The sequence below is a fragment of the Pseudoalteromonas sp. L1 genome, from assembly GCF_021728095.1.
Lineage (GTDB): Bacteria > Pseudomonadota > Gammaproteobacteria > Enterobacterales > Alteromonadaceae > Pseudoalteromonas.
On sequence record NZ_JAKKCT010000002.1, the window covers coordinates 523,275 to 540,530 of the forward strand.

Annotated in this window: 15 protein-coding genes; 7 read left to right on the plus strand and 8 right to left on the minus strand. The window is 41.1% G+C overall.

Annotated features, from left to right (window positions below; translation table 11 throughout):
* Window positions 1-23 precede the first annotated feature (23 nt).
* The gene (locus L3V38_RS08515; protein WP_237119091.1) at window positions 24-2,075 is read right to left on the minus strand and encodes a TonB-dependent receptor; all 2,052 of its coding nucleotides are present in this window, start codon (window positions 2,073-2,075) and stop codon (window positions 24-26) included.
* A gap of 403 nt (window positions 2,076-2,478) precedes the next feature.
* Here L3V38_RS08515 and L3V38_RS08520 point away from each other — a divergent pair, with 403 nt between their 5' ends.
* The 3 genes from L3V38_RS08520 (at window position 2,479) to L3V38_RS08530 (ending at window position 5,340) form a co-directional block, all read left to right on the plus strand.
* Entirely contained in the window at window positions 2,479-2,769 is a 291-nt protein-coding gene (locus L3V38_RS08520) for a hypothetical protein (RefSeq protein WP_130152392.1), read from the plus strand.
* The gene (locus tag L3V38_RS08525; RefSeq protein WP_237119092.1) at window positions 2,766-4,337 is read left to right on the plus strand and encodes a PepSY-associated TM helix domain-containing protein; all 1,572 of its coding nucleotides are present in this window, start codon (window positions 2,766-2,768) and stop codon (window positions 4,335-4,337) included. Before L3V38_RS08520 ends, L3V38_RS08525 begins: the two co-directional genes overlap by 4 nt.
* 148 nt (window positions 4,338-4,485) lie before the next feature.
* Window positions 4,486-5,340, plus strand: coding sequence for a DMT family transporter (locus L3V38_RS08530; protein WP_062567584.1), 855 nt, complete (start codon window positions 4,486-4,488; stop codon window positions 5,338-5,340).
* Window positions 5,341-5,415: 75 nt separating this feature from the next.
* Here the strand turns inward: L3V38_RS08530 and L3V38_RS08535 are convergent, their stop codons facing one another.
* The gene (locus tag L3V38_RS08535; protein ID WP_237119093.1) at window positions 5,416-7,392 is read right to left on the minus strand and encodes a ligand-gated channel protein; all 1,977 of its coding nucleotides are present in this window, start codon (window positions 7,390-7,392) and stop codon (window positions 5,416-5,418) included.
* A gap of 119 nt (window positions 7,393-7,511) precedes the next feature.
* Here L3V38_RS08535 and L3V38_RS08540 point away from each other — a divergent pair, with 119 nt between their 5' ends.
* Window positions 7,512-8,417, plus strand: coding sequence for a LysR family transcriptional regulator (locus L3V38_RS08540; protein ID WP_237119094.1), 906 nt, complete (start codon window positions 7,512-7,514; stop codon window positions 8,415-8,417).
* A 16-nt stretch (window positions 8,418-8,433) separates the two neighbouring features.
* On the opposite strand, the gene L3V38_RS08545 is transcribed toward L3V38_RS08540, so the two are convergent.
* Window positions 8,434-9,051: a LysE family translocator gene (locus L3V38_RS08545; protein ID WP_237119331.1), complete on the minus strand. Its 618-nt coding sequence runs from the start codon at window positions 9,049-9,051 to the stop codon at window positions 8,434-8,436.
* A gap of 105 nt (window positions 9,052-9,156) precedes the next feature.
* Window positions 9,157-9,915 (minus strand): SDR family oxidoreductase, encoded by a 759-nt coding sequence (locus L3V38_RS08550; protein WP_237119095.1) that lies wholly within the window; start codon window positions 9,913-9,915, stop codon window positions 9,157-9,159.
* 110 nt (window positions 9,916-10,025) lie between these two features.
* On the opposite strand from L3V38_RS08550, the gene L3V38_RS08555 reads away from it, so the two are divergent.
* Window positions 10,026-10,934 (plus strand): LysR family transcriptional regulator, encoded by a 909-nt coding sequence (locus L3V38_RS08555; protein ID WP_237119096.1) that lies wholly within the window; start codon window positions 10,026-10,028, stop codon window positions 10,932-10,934.
* On the opposite strand, the gene L3V38_RS08560 is transcribed toward L3V38_RS08555, so the two are convergent.
* The 4 genes from L3V38_RS08560 to L3V38_RS08575 form a co-directional block, all read right to left on the minus strand.
* Complete coding sequence (locus L3V38_RS08560) at window positions 10,908-11,204, minus strand: hypothetical protein (RefSeq protein ID WP_237119097.1); 297 nt, start codon at window positions 11,202-11,204, stop codon at window positions 10,908-10,910. The genes L3V38_RS08555 and L3V38_RS08560 overlap by 27 nt on opposite strands.
* Window positions 11,205-11,370: 166 nt before the next feature.
* Complete coding sequence (locus tag L3V38_RS08565) at window positions 11,371-11,628, minus strand: DUF2442 domain-containing protein (RefSeq protein ID WP_237119098.1); 258 nt, start codon at window positions 11,626-11,628, stop codon at window positions 11,371-11,373.
* 13 nt (window positions 11,629-11,641) lie between these two features.
* Window positions 11,642-12,103: a nuclear transport factor 2 family protein gene (locus L3V38_RS08570; RefSeq protein WP_130152402.1), complete on the minus strand. Its 462-nt coding sequence runs from the start codon at window positions 12,101-12,103 to the stop codon at window positions 11,642-11,644.
* A gap of 274 nt (window positions 12,104-12,377) precedes the next feature.
* A complete protein-coding gene (locus tag L3V38_RS08575; RefSeq protein ID WP_237119099.1) occupies window positions 12,378-14,831 on the minus strand; it encodes a prolyl oligopeptidase family serine peptidase in 2,454 nt (817 codons plus the stop codon).
* 152 nt (window positions 14,832-14,983) lie between these two features.
* Here L3V38_RS08575 and L3V38_RS08580 point away from each other — a divergent pair, with 152 nt between their 5' ends.
* Window positions 14,984-15,991, plus strand: a complete 1,008-nt coding sequence (locus L3V38_RS08580) for a LacI family DNA-binding transcriptional regulator (RefSeq protein ID WP_237119100.1) — start codon at window positions 14,984-14,986, stop codon at window positions 15,989-15,991.
* Window positions 15,988-17,208 carry a glycosyltransferase gene (locus L3V38_RS08585; protein WP_237119101.1) on the plus strand — a complete coding sequence of 407 codons (1,221 nt, stop codon included), beginning with the start codon at window positions 15,988-15,990 and terminating at the stop codon, window positions 17,206-17,208. Before L3V38_RS08580 ends, L3V38_RS08585 begins: the two co-directional genes overlap by 4 nt.
* Window positions 17,209-17,256: the final 48 nt, after the last annotated feature.

The following is a 17,256-nucleotide window of genomic DNA, read 5'->3' on the forward strand; positions in this document are numbered from 1 at the left end:
CTGGGTGACTAGTTTAATACCATTTAAAATCTATAGGTAACTGAAGCCCCTAAAGTTTGTGGGTTCACAACACCCACATAACCTTGCGGGTAACGACCACTGGCAGGCTCTCTTGCTGTGTACTCTTGCTCATCGAATGCATTATTAATAAATGCACTAATCAACCATTGCTCAGTATCGTAAGTAATCGTTAAACGAGTAAGGGTATAATCGCCCGCAACGCGCTCTTCTGTGTTTGTTAAGTCACCATAAAACTCATCAACATAATTAGCGCTCAAATTAACTTTTAGGCTATCTGTAAACCAATGCGATAAACCTAAGCTTGCTGTTAATTCAGGAGCTGAGTTAAGGTCATTATCCACAGCTTCAGGAAATGCTGACGATTCATCGATTTTAGTTTTTAATAATCCTAAACCACCATGTAATTGCCATTGGTCGCCCAACATACTGTATGCTTCAAGCTCTAAGCCGTAGCTGTGTGCATCTTCAATATTAGTAATTCTCCGTGCTGCGCTCAGTGCCTGATAACCGTTAAAGTTGTTATAAAACACATTAGCACTAATATTTAGATCGCCATTATTTAAAACACTACGGGAGCCAATTTCATAGGTGTTTACCGTCTCTTCATCGTAGTAGTAGTAATCTTCAGCAGTAAAGTCTAATGCGCCACCACCGGCGTTGTAACCTCTGCGAGCACTTGCAAATAACGTTGTTTCTTCGGTAATTTTGTATTGCAGGGCAAGCTTAGGTAAACGTAGAGTATGCGAGTCATCTAATTGCTCAACAAGCATGTCACCGCGAAATGCCATATTGAAGTTACGTACTTGTTCTTCACGTTCAATACGCAGCCCTGCTGTTAAAGTAAGTTGGCTATTCAAGTTAAAGCTTGATTCACCGTAAATTGACGTTGATTTGCTGCTATCGTCACCGAAGTAATAAGTAGCCCCTACACTCTCAAAATCTTGGTCGCGGTCAAAATAAGCAAGCCCGACAAAACCTGAGTAAAAATCACTATTTAAGCCAAAGTTTAATTTAGTATCTAGGGTTACATTTGATTCATCCATCGAAACATCTGATTCAGCACTTTGTTGCGGCTCATAGGCATCAAATGCCCATTTGTAATCCATATAGGCAACGAGCACATCCAGCGAGAAGTTTTCATTAATTTTGTAGTCAACATTGACCTGTGTTGTATCTGATTCAGTATCCAGAATACGTTGAAATAGCGGTATATAATCGGTTGGCTCAGCAGCTTCAAAGTATTTACGTCCAGCGTTACCCTCTTCGTTGTATGTTGAATAGGTCAGTTGTACAGATAAATCCTCGAATGGGGTATAAAGGAGTTTGGCACGGGTGCTACTGGTGTCCAGCTTGTTTAGTTCTTGATCTGTTGGGTTTGTGTCGTACACTGGTGGGTTAGAGAAAGTCTCACCATCAATATATTGCGTTGATAAGCGAAATGCTAACACATCTTCAACGAGTGCCCCCGATATAACCGCCGCCGTATCAAAATAGTTATCTTGATTACGATAACCAACGCGCACTGCTCCCTCAAATTCTTGCGTTGGGGCTTTAGTTTTCATGTATACCGCACCTGCAATACTATTTCGGCCATTGCTTGTAGATTGCGGGCCTCGGTATACTTCGATCTGCTCCATATCCCAAAGGCCAGTATCACCCGTAAGGTCTGCAACAAAGGGCTGGCTTACCCCATCAATTAATGTTGAGACACGCGCTTTCGAGCCACCACTAAACGAGTTAAAACCTGTTGCACCGCCATTGCCAGACACACCCCGCATATCCGGTACTGCGCCAGTTAACACAACCACATTAGCCATCTCTGAAAGAGCTTCTGATATAGATGCAAGCTGACCATTTTCAATTAATGACGTATCAACAACAGCAACTGATGACATGGTTTCTTTCAATGATTTTTCAGTTTTTTCACCGGTGACAACAATCGTATCCATCGATTTTCGATTACTTTCGTCATCAGCTAATACGGCTGTATTAGTAACAAGTAATAAAGCTGCAATCACAGCTGATAGTGAGTTTAATTTAAATGCAGTGGCCAATTTTCTTTCCCCAAAAAGAGATTATTAGTATTTATGAATGTTTGAGCTAATAGAAAAGCGCGAAAAATCTAGCACAACGAAAACGCTATTGCAATTGAGTTTAGTTATCATTTAGAATTATAAAAAATAACTACAACTAACTACCTATGTTTTTTACTTTATCAACCTTACTGCTTGCATTAGCGGTGGGGATATTTTATTGCACTCGAAAGCAGCAACGCTTATTAATAAAACCTTTGAACAAACGTTTTCGAGGGGTCGCTGTAAGCTTAGTAATCACCGCTATTATTTTGACCTCTCAACAGTTTTCAAACTCCGCAACTGTATTTTTAGTCATTTTTACACTGATGATAATGTTAATGCTGATCCCACTTCTAAGCTTGTTCTATAAAAAGGATAATTCATGACTCGCTCTCAAAAATATCAGCCAACATGGCTAGGTAAGACCTTCGCAGGCGCACTACTAGGATTAGCGCTTGCTTTTATACTTATCGCTTTTTTTGCGTGGTATGGTCCAGGCGGGATTGATGCGCGCGATAAAGTACAGTTCAACATGTGGATGATTCCCCCCTTGTGGTTATCTATTTTTAGTTTCACTTACTTATTTAATTCTGCAAAACAGGCATGGCTACTTTTAGGTGGGTTAACTGTACTGCTTTACACAGGCTTTTTTATGCTAAGAGGTGGGCTATGAAAGTAAGGTCTGATATTTTACGTACCTATCAAGGTGTACATACTTGGACAGGGATCATCGCAGGTTTAGTGCTATTTATTGGCTTTTATGCAGGCAGCTTAACCATGTTCAAGCATGAAATCCAACAATGGGCAGCTCCTCTACAAGCTTCTAAAGTTACGGTTGAGAACTATGATTACCAACCTTTAGTGGATGCTGCAATAGCTGAAAAGCCAGCGCAACTGGCAAAAGGATTTAGTCTCGATTTACATACTGAAAATGCGCCTCTTTCTTGGTATGTAAAAGGTGGCCCACGTGGTATGCACCTAGATAATGAGCTACAAACAGCTTATTTAAGCGCAAAGGGACAGCTCACAATAGAACAACAAACAGAGAACAAACTCGCTGATTTAGTGGACTATTTACATCGCACTGCAGGCATTGCAGGCGAAATTGGTCATGATCAGTCAGGGGTTTATGTGTTGGGCATCGCTTCTGTCTTGTACTTTTTGGCGCTTGTCTCTGGCGTAATTATTTTATTGCCGACCTTAGTGAAAACATTTTTTGCGCTTCGTAAAGAAAAAGGCCCAAGCCGCTTTTGGCTCGATAGCCATAATCTAATTGGCATTGCCAGCTTACCTTTTCATTTAGTGATTGCATTTACTGTTGTGGTGTTTGCTTTTCACGATTTTATTTATGGTGGTCTTGCTCAATTTTATGGCGATAAGCCTTTATTTGAACGCACTCCCCCAGCAGCACAAAGCTATCATATTAAAGATTTACCACGTATAAATGAGCAAATTTTAGCTGCTAAAAACTATGCACCAGGCTATACCCCGATTCATGTCCGCTACAGCAACCTAAATTCAGCCACTCCATCAGCTGTATTTATGATGAGTAATAAACAAGCCGTCGTACGCGGTCCAGAAACTGATTACTTGTTTATGAATCCGTATACTTTAGAAGTGGTAAACTCTAGCTATCCGCAAGGTGATGAAAGTATTTGGGGCAATATGGTCGCCAGTATATTTTCTTTACACTTTGGCACCTACGGTGGTGAATGGGGACGCTGGGGCTACTTTATTATGGGCCTACTGGGCGCATTTTTATTCTATTCTGGTAACTTACTATGGATTGATAAACGTTTTAAAAAAGACCCGACTAAACGCAGTACTTTATTCATGGCAAAGCTTACGATTGGTGTGTGTTTAGGCTCGATGCTTGCTGTCGTAAGCACCTTGATCACCGCCAAATGGCTGCCCAGCATCGCTGCTAATACTAATTACGGCACATTAATATGTTATTACGCAGTATTTTTTGCATTTGTTGGATTCACCTTTGTAAAAGGCACAAGCAGAGCAACTGCAATGGGCTTATATTTACTTGCAGCCTTATGCGCAACCATGGTTATTTCTAGTTTTGTAAAATTGCTGACAACACATAATGGCTTTGCTCTGTATTCAAGTTATTTAGTGGATGCTGTCGCCATTATTTTCAGCGTTATTTTCTTTGCACTTGCTAAGCGAAACCAGCGCAAAGCAGAGCCTGACAGGATCATGCCAAACTTCAATAAACTAAGCCAAGCTTAAGCTAGCACTTAGCTGGGGTAGTAAAAGAATTTACTACCCTGTTCACACTACTAATAACTAAATTCATTTAACGAAAAATATTTCTTAAAACTAAAAACATCAGTAGAATCGCGGCAAATTCTAGCTTAAAAATTTCATAAGGACAGTGATGCCGCGCACTATACCACCGTTTCTAATTGCTGTTATTTGCGTTCTTCTAGCCATGGTTACAATTCAATCAGGCGCTTCTGTTGCTAAGCAATTATTCCCTTTGATTGGCCCTGAGGGCACAACCGCTTTACGCCTTGGTTTTTCTGCCGCCATTTTATGTTTAATTTTTAAACCTTGGCGTGCCTTTCCTCCTGTTGGCCAAAGAATGCCAGTCATTGTTTACGGGCTGAGCTTAGGCGGTATGAATATTCTGTTTTATTACGCCATAGAGCGTATTCCTTTGGGTATTGGTGTCGCACTGGAGTTTACTGGCCCACTTGCAGTTGCCCTACTTTCATCACGAAAAAAGCGCGACCTTTTCTGGGTTGCCTGTGCGATTGCTGGCATTATTTTGTTACTACCCGATATGAAAGGCGAAGACAGTTTAGATCCGGTAGGTGTTATATTGGCATTAGCTGCCGGTGCTTGTTGGGCATTTTATATTTTGTTTGGCAAAAAGACCGGTAACCAAGGCTCTGGCGGTATGACTGTAGCAATGGGTATGAGTGTTGCTGCTATTGTGTTAGTACCTTATGGTGCAGCGTCACAAGGTATGGCCTTATTAAGCTGGGAAGTTCTGCCATTAGGTATTTTAGTTGCCGTTATGTCGAGCGCATTGCCCTATACCCTTGAGATGGTAGCACTGAGAAATATGCCAGCCCAAGGCTTTAGTATTATGATGAGTTTAGAGCCTGCCATAGCGGCACTCGCCGGATTTATAATCTTAAGTGAATTTTTAAGCATATGGCAATGGCTTGCTATTTTACTTGTGATAACAGCATCAGTGGGCAGTTCAATGTCCTCTAAAGAGTAAATTTTAAGTCTCAAAAAACATGTAAAGTACATTCTATGAGTGTAGCCAAGAGCCACACTCATAGACTTTTAGTTTTTAAAAGCTCAACCCAAGTGATACCCAATAACGTCGACCATCTTCAACATAGCCGTATTCATCTTCAGTGATTTCTTTATCAAACAGATTATAAACACCAAAACCTAACTTAATGCTGCGGCTTAAATCATAGTTACCACCAATATCAGCCAAGGTGTAGTCTGGTGCAATTAGGCTGCTTTGTGATGGCCCTGTTGTAGGCTGGCTTTCTTCACCACGGTAATGAACGCGTAACCACGTGCCTAGCTTATCAACCGGACGCCAATTTACTGAGGTTTGGACAATATGCTTAGGTAATTGGTTAAGTGGACTGCCCTTATATTCACCGGTTTTTTGCTCAGAATCTGTGTAAGTGTAATTTGCACTTACATCAAGCTCACTGGTAATGTCGTAAGATACAGATAACTCAAAACCTTGCGTGACGGCTTCATCCACATTGACATAGGTCGTCGGCATTGAACCAAACTGGTTTGGTCCATCGGTACACTGTGTTAATGGGCATGAAATACGGGTAATTTTATCATCAAATTCGTTGTAGAATATTGTACTCGAAAGAGTTAAATCACGATTTGCATCATAATAAATACCCATTTCATAGTTTACTGACTTTTCAGGGTTCAAATCAGGGTTACCGTAAATGTTACCGCCACGGCTCACTTGCCCCCAAGCTGCGGTAGATTGACGAATATTCGGCGCTCTAAAGCCTGTTGAAATCCCCCCTTTAAGTGTTATCGCTTTTGATGCAGTGTATACACCATATAATCGAGGACTAAAGTGGCCTGCAAAGTTACCATCATGATCGTAACGAAGCCCTGTTGTTAGCTTGAAACGCTTAGTTGCACTCCATTCATCTTCAGCAAACACCGACCATTGCTCATTCTCCACATGGGTTAAATCACTAATGCGGTTACTGGTGTAATCGTCCAGCTCTTCTTTTAAATACGACGCACCAAATGCAGCGTTATGATTGGTAAAAGGTAAAGTCCAGCTTGTTTGTGCATCCGTATTTTCAACATACATTTCACGAGAAGTATTATCGAATTTATCGTATTTTATGTAACTGCGTGATGAGCCAAAATCATAAAAGCCATTATGACTCAATGAATAGGTCTCTTGCTCATATTCAGTTGTTGATGATTCAGGGCAACCATTGCGCCCACAACTTTCGCCCTCAGCTAAAGGAGCAACCGTTTTACCTAATGTTTCATCGAGCTTTTGTCGTGCGCCGCCTATCTCAAGCATCACTTCGTGACTATCTGATGGGGTTAAAATAAACTTCGCTTTTAAGTTACTTTGCTCTTTGCCACGAAAGCCTGCTTCAAAATCGTCTTCATCACGCTTTGAAAATTGACCCGATAGCTGCATACCTAATAACTCAGGAATTAAGCCACCCGCAGTAAAGAAACTGCCTTGATTGATATTACCCGACTCACTTGACTCTTGAATGGTGCTGTCTAAACGCAGTTCGCCATACCATTTTTCTGGTGTTTTGCGAGTAATAATATTGATAACCCCACCAATTGCATCTGAGCCATATAATGACGACATAGGACCGCGGATAACTTCGATACGTTCAATCGCCGAAATAGGTGGAGTCCACGCCCCTTCAACACCTGGGCCATCACTGTTTGGGCGGGTTTCGCGTGAGGTTTGGCGTTGACCATCAATTAAAATTAAGGTGTATTGGTTTGCCATACCACGTAGGCTAATGTCCTTTCGGTCCCCGCCGCCTGTTACAACAACACCGGGCACGTCAGTCATGGCATCTGTTAAGTCACGATAAAAGCGTTTTTCTAGTTGTTCACGATCAATCACACTAATACTCGCAGGCGCTTCTTTAAGCATTTGCTCATAGCCAGATGCTGATACCACGATTACTTCCATATCTTGTTTTTTATCATCTGCATTTGCGTAGCTAGACAATCCAGCTAACACTGCTGCGCTAAGTGGTAAAAGCGTAGAAACTACCCTCGACATAATAATACTCCGTGACATTTGTTTTATAAATGATAATAATTAGCGTTTGCGATATTAATGAGAAGTCCCTATTTCTACAATTTACGATTTCTTAAAACTGAATTAAGAAGGCCTGAACAATGAACTCAAAACTAGTTAAAACATTACGAGTATTTTCTCGAACAGTTGAAACAGGCAATATGAGCAGTGCCGCAACAGAGCTGGCAATGACCACATCTGCGGTAAGCCAACACATCAAACATTTAGAACAAGAGGTTGGGTTAAGTTTATTTAATCGAAGCCCAAGAGAATTGACCCTAACAGAAGCTGGGCATGTGTATTATCAAAGCTGTTTGAAAATGCTCACACTGGCAGAACATGCCAGTAGTCAATTGCAAAATTTGCAAAGAAATCCAAGTGGGGAGCTAAAACTGGTTGCGCCGGTTGGTTTTGGCAGTGGTTTATTGAGTGAGCCGTTAAAACAGCTGATCCATCAATTTGATGATTTAAGCATTCAGCTTGTTTTAACAGATGAACCCGTCGATATGATCAAATCTGGCGCTGATTTGGCCATTGCAATCGGCCCTTTAACAGATTCTAATTTAGTGGCTCGTAAACTCGCAACATGGCCACTTAAATTATGCGCCCATAAAGATCACCCGCTCAGCAAAATTCAGCACGCAACATGGAATGATCTTGAATGCCATGCCAGAGTTTCCCATATCAGCGCCGACAGTAATGCATTCAATGCACTTACCCTTGACAGTAAACCATTACCTAAGGCAAAAATTATCGTCAATAATATGCAAGGTCTTACCAAGCTAGTGTGTGATGGCGTGGGTTATGGTGTACTGCCTGAGCCTGAAGTGAGAAGTTTATTAAAAAGCAAAGAGCTTATAGAAATTGCTCCTGAGTGGTCTTTACCTGACTATACTGTGTTCGCCGTTACACCCGCTAGAGATAGCCTTGCAGCGAAAACAAAAACAGCAATCGAGACACTAAAGCAATGCTTTAATCTCGTAACCAACGATAAAGAGCTCATTTAATTAGAAAAGTGTATGGTTAGCCCAAAGCTAACCATACACCAACAACCATCATCAAAGCACCGGCAATACGGTTCAACCACTTAACGTTATCGCCTTTATCTAAAAACACCCGCAAGCTCTTACCACCTGTGGCATAAATAAGCATACAAATAAACTCACTAAGCATAATAATACTCAGCAATATAGCTAACTGAGGTGCAACGGCGGCATCAACATTAATGAAAGGGGGCAAGAGTGATATCATAAATGCCCACCCCTTAGGATTCGCTATCGCAGTAATAAACCCTTGCGAGAATAATTGGCTACGCGCTATTTTCTGCTTAGCCTCGTTGCCAAGTTTAAAGCTTGTTTTTGCGCGCCACATATTGATGCCAAGGTAAATAAGGTAGGCCCCTCCTAAGTATTTTAAAACAGCAAATAACTCAGGATAGTTAAGCATTACACTGGCAACTCCAATCACTGCAGCAATAGCAACCACTGCAACACCGAGCACTTCACCTACCATCATCCAAAGAGTACGTCTAACGCCTACACTCATACCGAGTGTCATGGCAAGTGTCATACACATTCCTGGTGTAATAGAAACAAAGAAAAAGGTCGGAATAAAAACCGCGAGTACTGCCAAATCGAGCATAAATGCAATCACATGTTCGTTGCTTAAAAAGAGAAAGCGATTAAATCACATTCATTTCAATAAGCAAACAAACACGCGATCACTGACATCACACTCGCTTGAGGATTATAAAAACATGCCACCCGATGCTTCAATACGCTGTCCGGTGACCCAACGATTTTCATCGCCGAGTAACTGAGCAATCATAGGACCGATATCATCCGCTTGACCAACTCGCCCCATAGCGGTAAATGAACTCACTAATTGCGCAACATCTTCATTATCACGCACAACACCACCCCCAAAATCAGTGGCAATTGCGCCAGGTGCAACGACATTCACCGCAATATTACGCCCTGCAAGTTCTTTTGCCATGTATTTGGTCATGACCTCAACAGCCCCTTTCATGGTGGCGTAAGCTGCCTTACCTGGTAAAGCAAACCGTGTCAGCCCTGAAGATAAGTTAATAATGCGCCCGCCACCGCTTATCATCTCATGCAGTGTTTGCGTTAAGAAAAACACTCCTTTTACATGTACATTCATCAAATTATCAAACATGGCTTCACTGGTATCAGCAAATGCACTGTCACTACCATGACCTGCATTATTGATTAAATAATCAAACCGAGATGTTTGCCATTGTGTTTTTAAAATGCTTTCAAGTGATTGTTTAAATTCAGCAAAACCTAAAATATCGCTAACATCAAGTTGCATAGCGACTGCTTTTGCCCCCAGCGCTGTGACTTCCTCTACGACTTGTTGCGCTTCATCTTTATGGCTTCGATAAGTAAACACACAATCAAAACTCTTACGTGCCAAACTTAATACCGTATTTTTACCTAAACCGCGATTACCACCTGTGATCACTGCAATTTTGTTGCTCATCGTTGTTACCTTTTTGCTTTGAAGTAATTTTGAGCAACCAGTATATTTACACTGCAAAACTAGATAAACCATGTAAAATTGAATTAACTGTTCGTAAAAAACAAACAATCATGAATGAACTTAATGCTATGAAAACCTTTGTTCAGGTAGCTGAGCTAAAAAACTTTTCAGCTGCAGCACTTGCACTGAGTATGCCTAAGTCGTCTGTCTCGCAGTTAGTTAAACAACTCGAAGATACCCTAGGTGCTCGGCTCCTAAACCGCACAACAAGGCGGGTTACACTCACCAACGAAGGCACTGTTTTTTATCAGCGATGTAAAGATATGCTTGCTGATATAGACGAACTACAAACTCTATTTCATAAAAATGACGAAGCGTTATCAGGGCGTCTTAGAGTAGATATGCCACAACCAATTAGTCGGCGCTTAGTGTTGCCGAATCTAGAGCATTTTTTATCTGCACACCCACAATTAGAGATTGAACTGAGTAGTTCAGACAGGCGTGTGAACTTAATTGAAGAAGGGTTTGATTGTGTAGTGCGAGTCGGTAATTTAGAAGACTCATCGCTGATCGCTAAAAGAATTGGCCACTGCCCGATGATAAACTGTGTAAGCCCAAGTTATATTAAACAGCATGGCAACATCACTAAACTGGCTGATTTAGCCGAGCACTACATTGTTCGCTATAGCCAAACACTCGGTCAACTTGACCCAGGCTTTGAATACCAAGATACACAAGGCGATTGGCAAATTCTAGCCATGAAATCGCAGCTCACAGTTAACAATACGGATGCCTATAAAGCAGCGTGTTTAGCAGGGCTTGGCCTTATTCAAGTGCCACGCCATGGAGTTATCGATGAGCTTAGCCGAGGTGAGCTCGTACAAGTTTTACCTGACTATAACTTGCCGCCCATGCCAATTAATATCGTCTACCCGAATCGACGTCATTTACCAAGGCGTACTCGGGTGTTTATTGATTGGTTAAGCGAGCAACTACAACCTGTTATCGAGCAAAAATGATAAGCGTTCATCAGCTTTAGATGGCGTTAACTCAATGATTTCAGGTTTAACTACATTTTCGATTACAAAAGGATCTTCAGCGACAATTTCTTCGATCTCCTGCTTGGAAACATCGACTGCAATAATGCCGCCGCCTGCATTAGGCTGTAAGCTTCCAGATAACACAAAGATACCTTTATCGAACCCCGACTGGAGCCATTTTTTATGGCCTTCCATGAAATCTTTAGCTTGAGATTTATTATCTGAGAACGTTAGTTGAATTATAAACATTTTTTATTCCTTTTTACGTATAGCTTGAATTAACTTTCAAAATACTTGGGCTACTGTAAATCACATAAACATAATGACTTCCATATGGAGCTAACCACATCTTTTAGTTGACGTAATCAACAGTAAAAGTAATGTAATTTCCTGCTTTAAATAGTTATAAAACTGCTTATCTATTTTTTAATACTTTATTATGATACAAATCCTCAATGGGAAAGATCATCGTATAGTCATCCCAATTAAGATTTCCATCCTCAATATCAAAATTTAGAAAGAGCTCTACTTTTTTATAAGGTTCATAATCAGGGTGACCGACAGAGAAAATAAATATTGCAAAATCGACCGTGGAAATGTGCCCATCATTAAACTCAATATCTAATATATGCCCCGAAATATGTTTTGCATTAACTACCGATAGTTCTGACATGTTTAAATAAACATTACTCATGATACTTACGAATTACCGCAACTTTATCATCTTCTAGTTCAAGCACTTCCATCATTGTTTGAGAATATTCAATCGGCTGTTTACTTTGTGGGTGTACACCTTTTGCATAATTTTTGTATCGAATCGCAATGGCTGATTTGTTAAAAACAAATACGTCTAATAACGTCGCTTCATATTCAGTATGTGCTCCCAAATAAAAAGTCATCCCCTTTCTCATCGACTCTTTGCCATCAGGTAATCTAGAATCATCAACAACATAAGGTAAATGGGAATGCCCAATATCGTCTGTTAGTAAAGACAGGTATTTTTCTAACTCAACACTAGATGCATTAGGAGACTGAGTAGCTGTCATAAGCTTGAAATATGTTTGTGCGAATTTTTCCAAATCTAACTCTTTAGAAGCTAAAGAAAAAGAAGAGGTTAATAATAAGGTAAGCAATAAAATATTTTTCATTAAAACTCCATTTTCTAAATAAACTTAATATCAAGCCAATGGGCTTTTTCCATATTTAGCTCAATTTAATCTTAATACCTTTAACAACTAATTATTAATAACAGAAAATCTTACCTCTATCTACAGCAAATAAATGGCAAATTGATATTTGGCTAATGTAGTAACAAAAACAACTCATTAAATCGATTTCTTTACTTTGAAAGAAACTTTACAACCATAAATACAAAAATCCCCGCTTCGAGGGCGGGGATTTTTAATATAAACATTTAACTAATTACTGAGTGACACTTTCAGCGGCAGCTGGCTCTACAGGCTCTTCTTCACTTAGTAAGTATTTATCAAGCCATTGCTCTTGCTCCCAAAGCACATGCAATAGGCTCTTACGAGCGCGATAACCATGAGCCTCATACGGCAGCATCACTAAGCGGGCTTCTTTACCAAGACCTTTTAATGCCGCGTACATACGCTCGCTTTGCATTGGGAATGTACCTGAGTTTGGATCTTCTTGACCGTGGATCATTAACATTGGCTCATTGATTTTCTCAGCATGGAAAAACGGTGACATAGCCGCATACACACCTTGGGCTTGCCAAAAATCACGCTCCTCACCTTGGAAACCAAATGGCGTTAAGGTGCGGTTATAAGCACCACTGCGAGCAATACCTGTTTTGAATAAATCACTATGAGCTAATAAGTTTGCCACCATAAAGGCACCATATGAGTGACCAGCTATAGCAATGTTATCTTTATCTGCAATGCCCCTTTCAACTAACACATCAACCGCAGCTTTAGCACTTGCCACCAGCTGTTTACGAAATAAATCATTTGGCTCTTTGCCATCAACACCCACAATTGGCATTTTCGGATCGTCAAATACCGCAATCCCTTTTGCAAGATAAGGCATTGGCCCCCAATAACCAATATAGGTAAATTGATAAGGAGACTCACGTACCTGTGAAGCAACCGCTTTATCTTTATATTCAAGTGGATAAGCCCACATTAACACAGGTAATGTGCCTTGGGTTTTATCATAGCCTGGTGGCAGGTATAAGGTACCACTTAGCTCAACACCATCATCACGCTGATAACGAATAAGCTCTTTTGTGACCCCTTTAAACTCAGGGTAAGGATGCTCAAACGTCGTTAGTTGTGTCAGCGTATCGTCGTCTAAATCACGGATAAAAAAGTTAGGTTGCTCGGTTTTAGATTCTCTAATGGTAATGAGTCGCTCACCTTCATCATCCAGCATCGCACGAATACGTTCATAATAAGGTGCAGCTGATTGCCAAATACGCATTTTTGAGTTTGTTTTTACATCATAACGATCTAAGAATGGGATATTCCCCTGTTCAGATGCCCCATTACCACGTAGGAAAACATAACGCCCGCCAACGACTTTTATAACACTTACACCGAGATCGTTTCGCTCATAAATGGGTTTACCTGGATCCTTATAAGCATCGTTATAGCTGCGCTCTGAAAATAACACGCGATTTCGATCAGCATTGCGCGGCTGAATAACGTATGTGCGTAACTGCCTATCACTAAAGCGCCATTCAGATAACAGTGCAACATTATTATTGCCCCACTCTATTGAATCAAAGCGACGTTCGACTTTAGCAAATAATTTTGGGTCACGTTTAAACGGTGCACGCAAGCTATAAAGATAGTCATGATGAGGCACGTCTGTTTTCATATCGCCGCCATCTTGCGCCTGTGCCCAAATAACTTCTGCACCTTGATCTGCACGCCATTGAAACTCACGAGGACCAGTACGAACACTGTCATAACCTTGTGGGATGTTGTCTGCTAGCGGCTGCTTAGCAAGTTCAGCTAACGTATACCCTCGCATACCCCATATTTGCCATGTGGCTGCAAACCGGCTGTAAGGAACTTGATATGAGAATGGCTCATCAATCATGCCTACTAAAATATTGGTTGAATCAGGTGAGACTGAAAATGATTTAATTAAGCCTGGTTGGCCAATCGGCTGTGCCTGACCACTAAGCGGAATATAGGTAAGTTGGCTTTGTCCATAAAACTTAAATTGCGCCTCATCAAATGGGCTACTAAGTAAATTTTGATACGTACGCGCAGGGGCTTTTTCACCGCTACTTTGTTGAATAACGGGCACTGCCCCCGTAGTGTCATTCGAAAGGCGTGCTTTGCCTAAATTAACGGCTGCATTAGCAACCAACGCACTGCTATCTGGTAGCCAACTATAGGGCGAACGAGTAAGCACTGAGTTTAAAGCGGTGTCACTTAACTGCCTTGCTTGTTTAGTACTGACATTATAAACCCATAAGTTTGCAGCAGACGCTTGTTCTACAACGAACGCTAAATACTGGCTATCGCTAGACCAACTTGGCGCGCGAATAATGCCTTGAGGTAACCCCGTTACCTCTATTTCGGTGCCTGTTTCAAGATGCTTTAGAACGATATTTGTAAATTTTGTTCGCTCTCGAGAACGTGAGAAATTAGCAGGGTTAAGCTTTATACCCGCTAACTTAAGCTCTTCTTTTGACAGGTCTTGTAATGTTTCAATGCGTTTTCTATCGAATAACGCCAACCACTGACCATCATTTGATAGGTAGCTACTGGGCGCTAATTTAGCATCAACAACAGCCGCAAGAGCTGGTGACGGAGTTTGGTATCCTTCGTTGGCAAAACTGGAGGCACTAACGGATACGCCAATAACTAGCGCAAAAAGCAATTTAAATGCTTTCATATCGGTTCCTTTTTCGTTTTTATTCTCGATAATCTAGACAGTTTAGGGCAATTCATAAAGAGTTTCGACTCTTTTAGCTGCCAATCAGTGACTTAAACCTGAAAATTACGCTAAAATAAGCGTACTCTTTTCACTACTTATCGCTAAATATAATGATTAAAAAAACAGGCAAAGTCACAATTTGGGATGTTGCTAAAGAAGCTCAAGTATCCAAATCTACCGTGTCTTTAGTCCTAACAAACAGTGATAAGGTCAGTAAAAAAAGTAAGGATAAAGTACTTAGCGCAATTGAAAAGCTGGGGTATGTATACAATCGTGATGCAGCGGCACTGAGAAGTAAACGCTCAAACTTGGTTGCCCTTGTCATTAATGACTTAACTAACCCCTATTCTGCGCAACTGGCAGTAGGCCTTGAAAAGCATATTTTAGCTTTAGGTATGTTACCTATGTTGGTAAACATTGCTGAGGATGTTGAAAGGCAAAAACAAGTTGTAAAAACATTAAAAGAATATAATGTCGCTGCTTTTATCATGTGTCCGGCTCCTGGCACTGAGCAAAGCTGGCAAGATGATCTAATAGAAAGCGGGTTTCCTGTTATTAATATTATGCGTGAGATCCCATTTTCTGCAGCCCCTTGTATTCTGCCGGATAATAAAAAAGGCACGCATGTAGCCACCTCCCATATTCTGTCACAGGGTATTGAAGACATTGCTTTTTTAGGTGGCACTAGTGAAATATCTGATTACCATGAACGATTAAGCGGCTTTTTATCAGCTTTAAAACAATTTAACATTCATGATGAAAAATGCGTCATTGAAGCCCCCACCAATCGCCAAGGTGGACGCGAAGCGTTCGATAAATTGATTACGCAAGCACCCAGTACGCAAGCAATTATTTGTTTTAATGACGTGATAGCATACGGCGTTATTGAAGCTATGCGCCAACATGGCCTTGAGCCTGGAAAAGACATCAAGGTCGTTGGCTTTGACGATCTTGAAGACTCACGCTTGATGCTGCCTTCTTTATCAACCATTGCTATCAATGCCGATGAAATAGGCAAAAGAACCTGCCAAGTACTCAACGAATTGCTCAATCAGTCGACTCCCCCTGTTCGAACCTTGGTGGACGTCAACCTACAAATAAGAGACTCAAGTAAATGAAAAAAGTGTTAGTGATCGGCTATGTGTGGCCTGAGCCAAATTCCTCAGCAGCCGGCACACATATGATGTCATTATTGCGGGCTTTTCGCAGCGAAGGTTGGCAGGTTGAATTTGCAAGCCCTGCACAAAAAACAGAACACATGGTCGACCTCAGTGATGATGGCATTAGTACACAGGTTATTGCACTAAATTGCTCAAGTTTTGATGACTATGTGCAATCTTATAATCCCGATATTGTTATGTTTGACCGTTTTATGATGGAAGAACAATTTGGCTGGCGTATTGATAAATACTGCCCTAACGCTCTGAAAATTCTCGACACTGAAGACCTTCAATGTTTAAGAAACGCCCGCCACGAAGCACATAAAGCAGGGCGCGAATTTACCACAGCAGATTTACACAGCGATATTGCAAAACGTGAGATTGCCGCCATCTTGCGCTCTGACATTAGTTTGATCATTTCACACTTTGAAATCCAGTTACTGAATGACGTATTCAACGTTGATGCAGCCTTGCTCCATCACCTCCCCTTTTTAGTTGATTTAACAACATTGCCCCTGGCCACTAAATCATTCAGTGAGCGCAAACATTTTATGACGATAGGTAATTTTCGTCATGCGCCAAATTGGGATGCTGTTTTGTACTTACAACAGATTTGGCCGTTTATTCGAAAACAATTGCCTGATGCCGAATTACATATTTACGGCTCTTATCCACCACCCAAAGCAACGGCACTTAATAATCCAAAAACAGGCTTTTTAATTAAAGGCTGGGCTGAAGATGCCTATAAAGTAATGGAAGAGGCTAAAGTGTGCTTATCGCCACTACGTTTTGGGGCTGGGATCAAAGGTAAATTACTTGAAGCGATGATTATGCAAACACCGAGTGTCACCACCCCAATTGGCAGTGAAGGTATGCACAAAGATGAACCTTGGCCGGGTGCCCTATGCGAAAGTACCGAGCAGTTTGCCGACGCAGCGGTTGCACTTTACAAAAGCGAAGCGCAATTTACTCAAGCCCAACAACATGGGCAACAGTTACTGCAAAAATATTATGATAAATCAAAGCTTCAAACCCAATTAATCGCTAAAATAAAGGCCGTGAGTGAATCTCTTATTAGCCATAGGCAAGCAAATTTCACGGGGCAAATGCTGAAACATCACACTATGCGTTCAACACAATATATGGCGCAATGGATTGAGGCAAAAAATAAGTAAATTCCTCTTAAATATTACTAGACATAGCGGCGTTTGCCGCTAAAATCG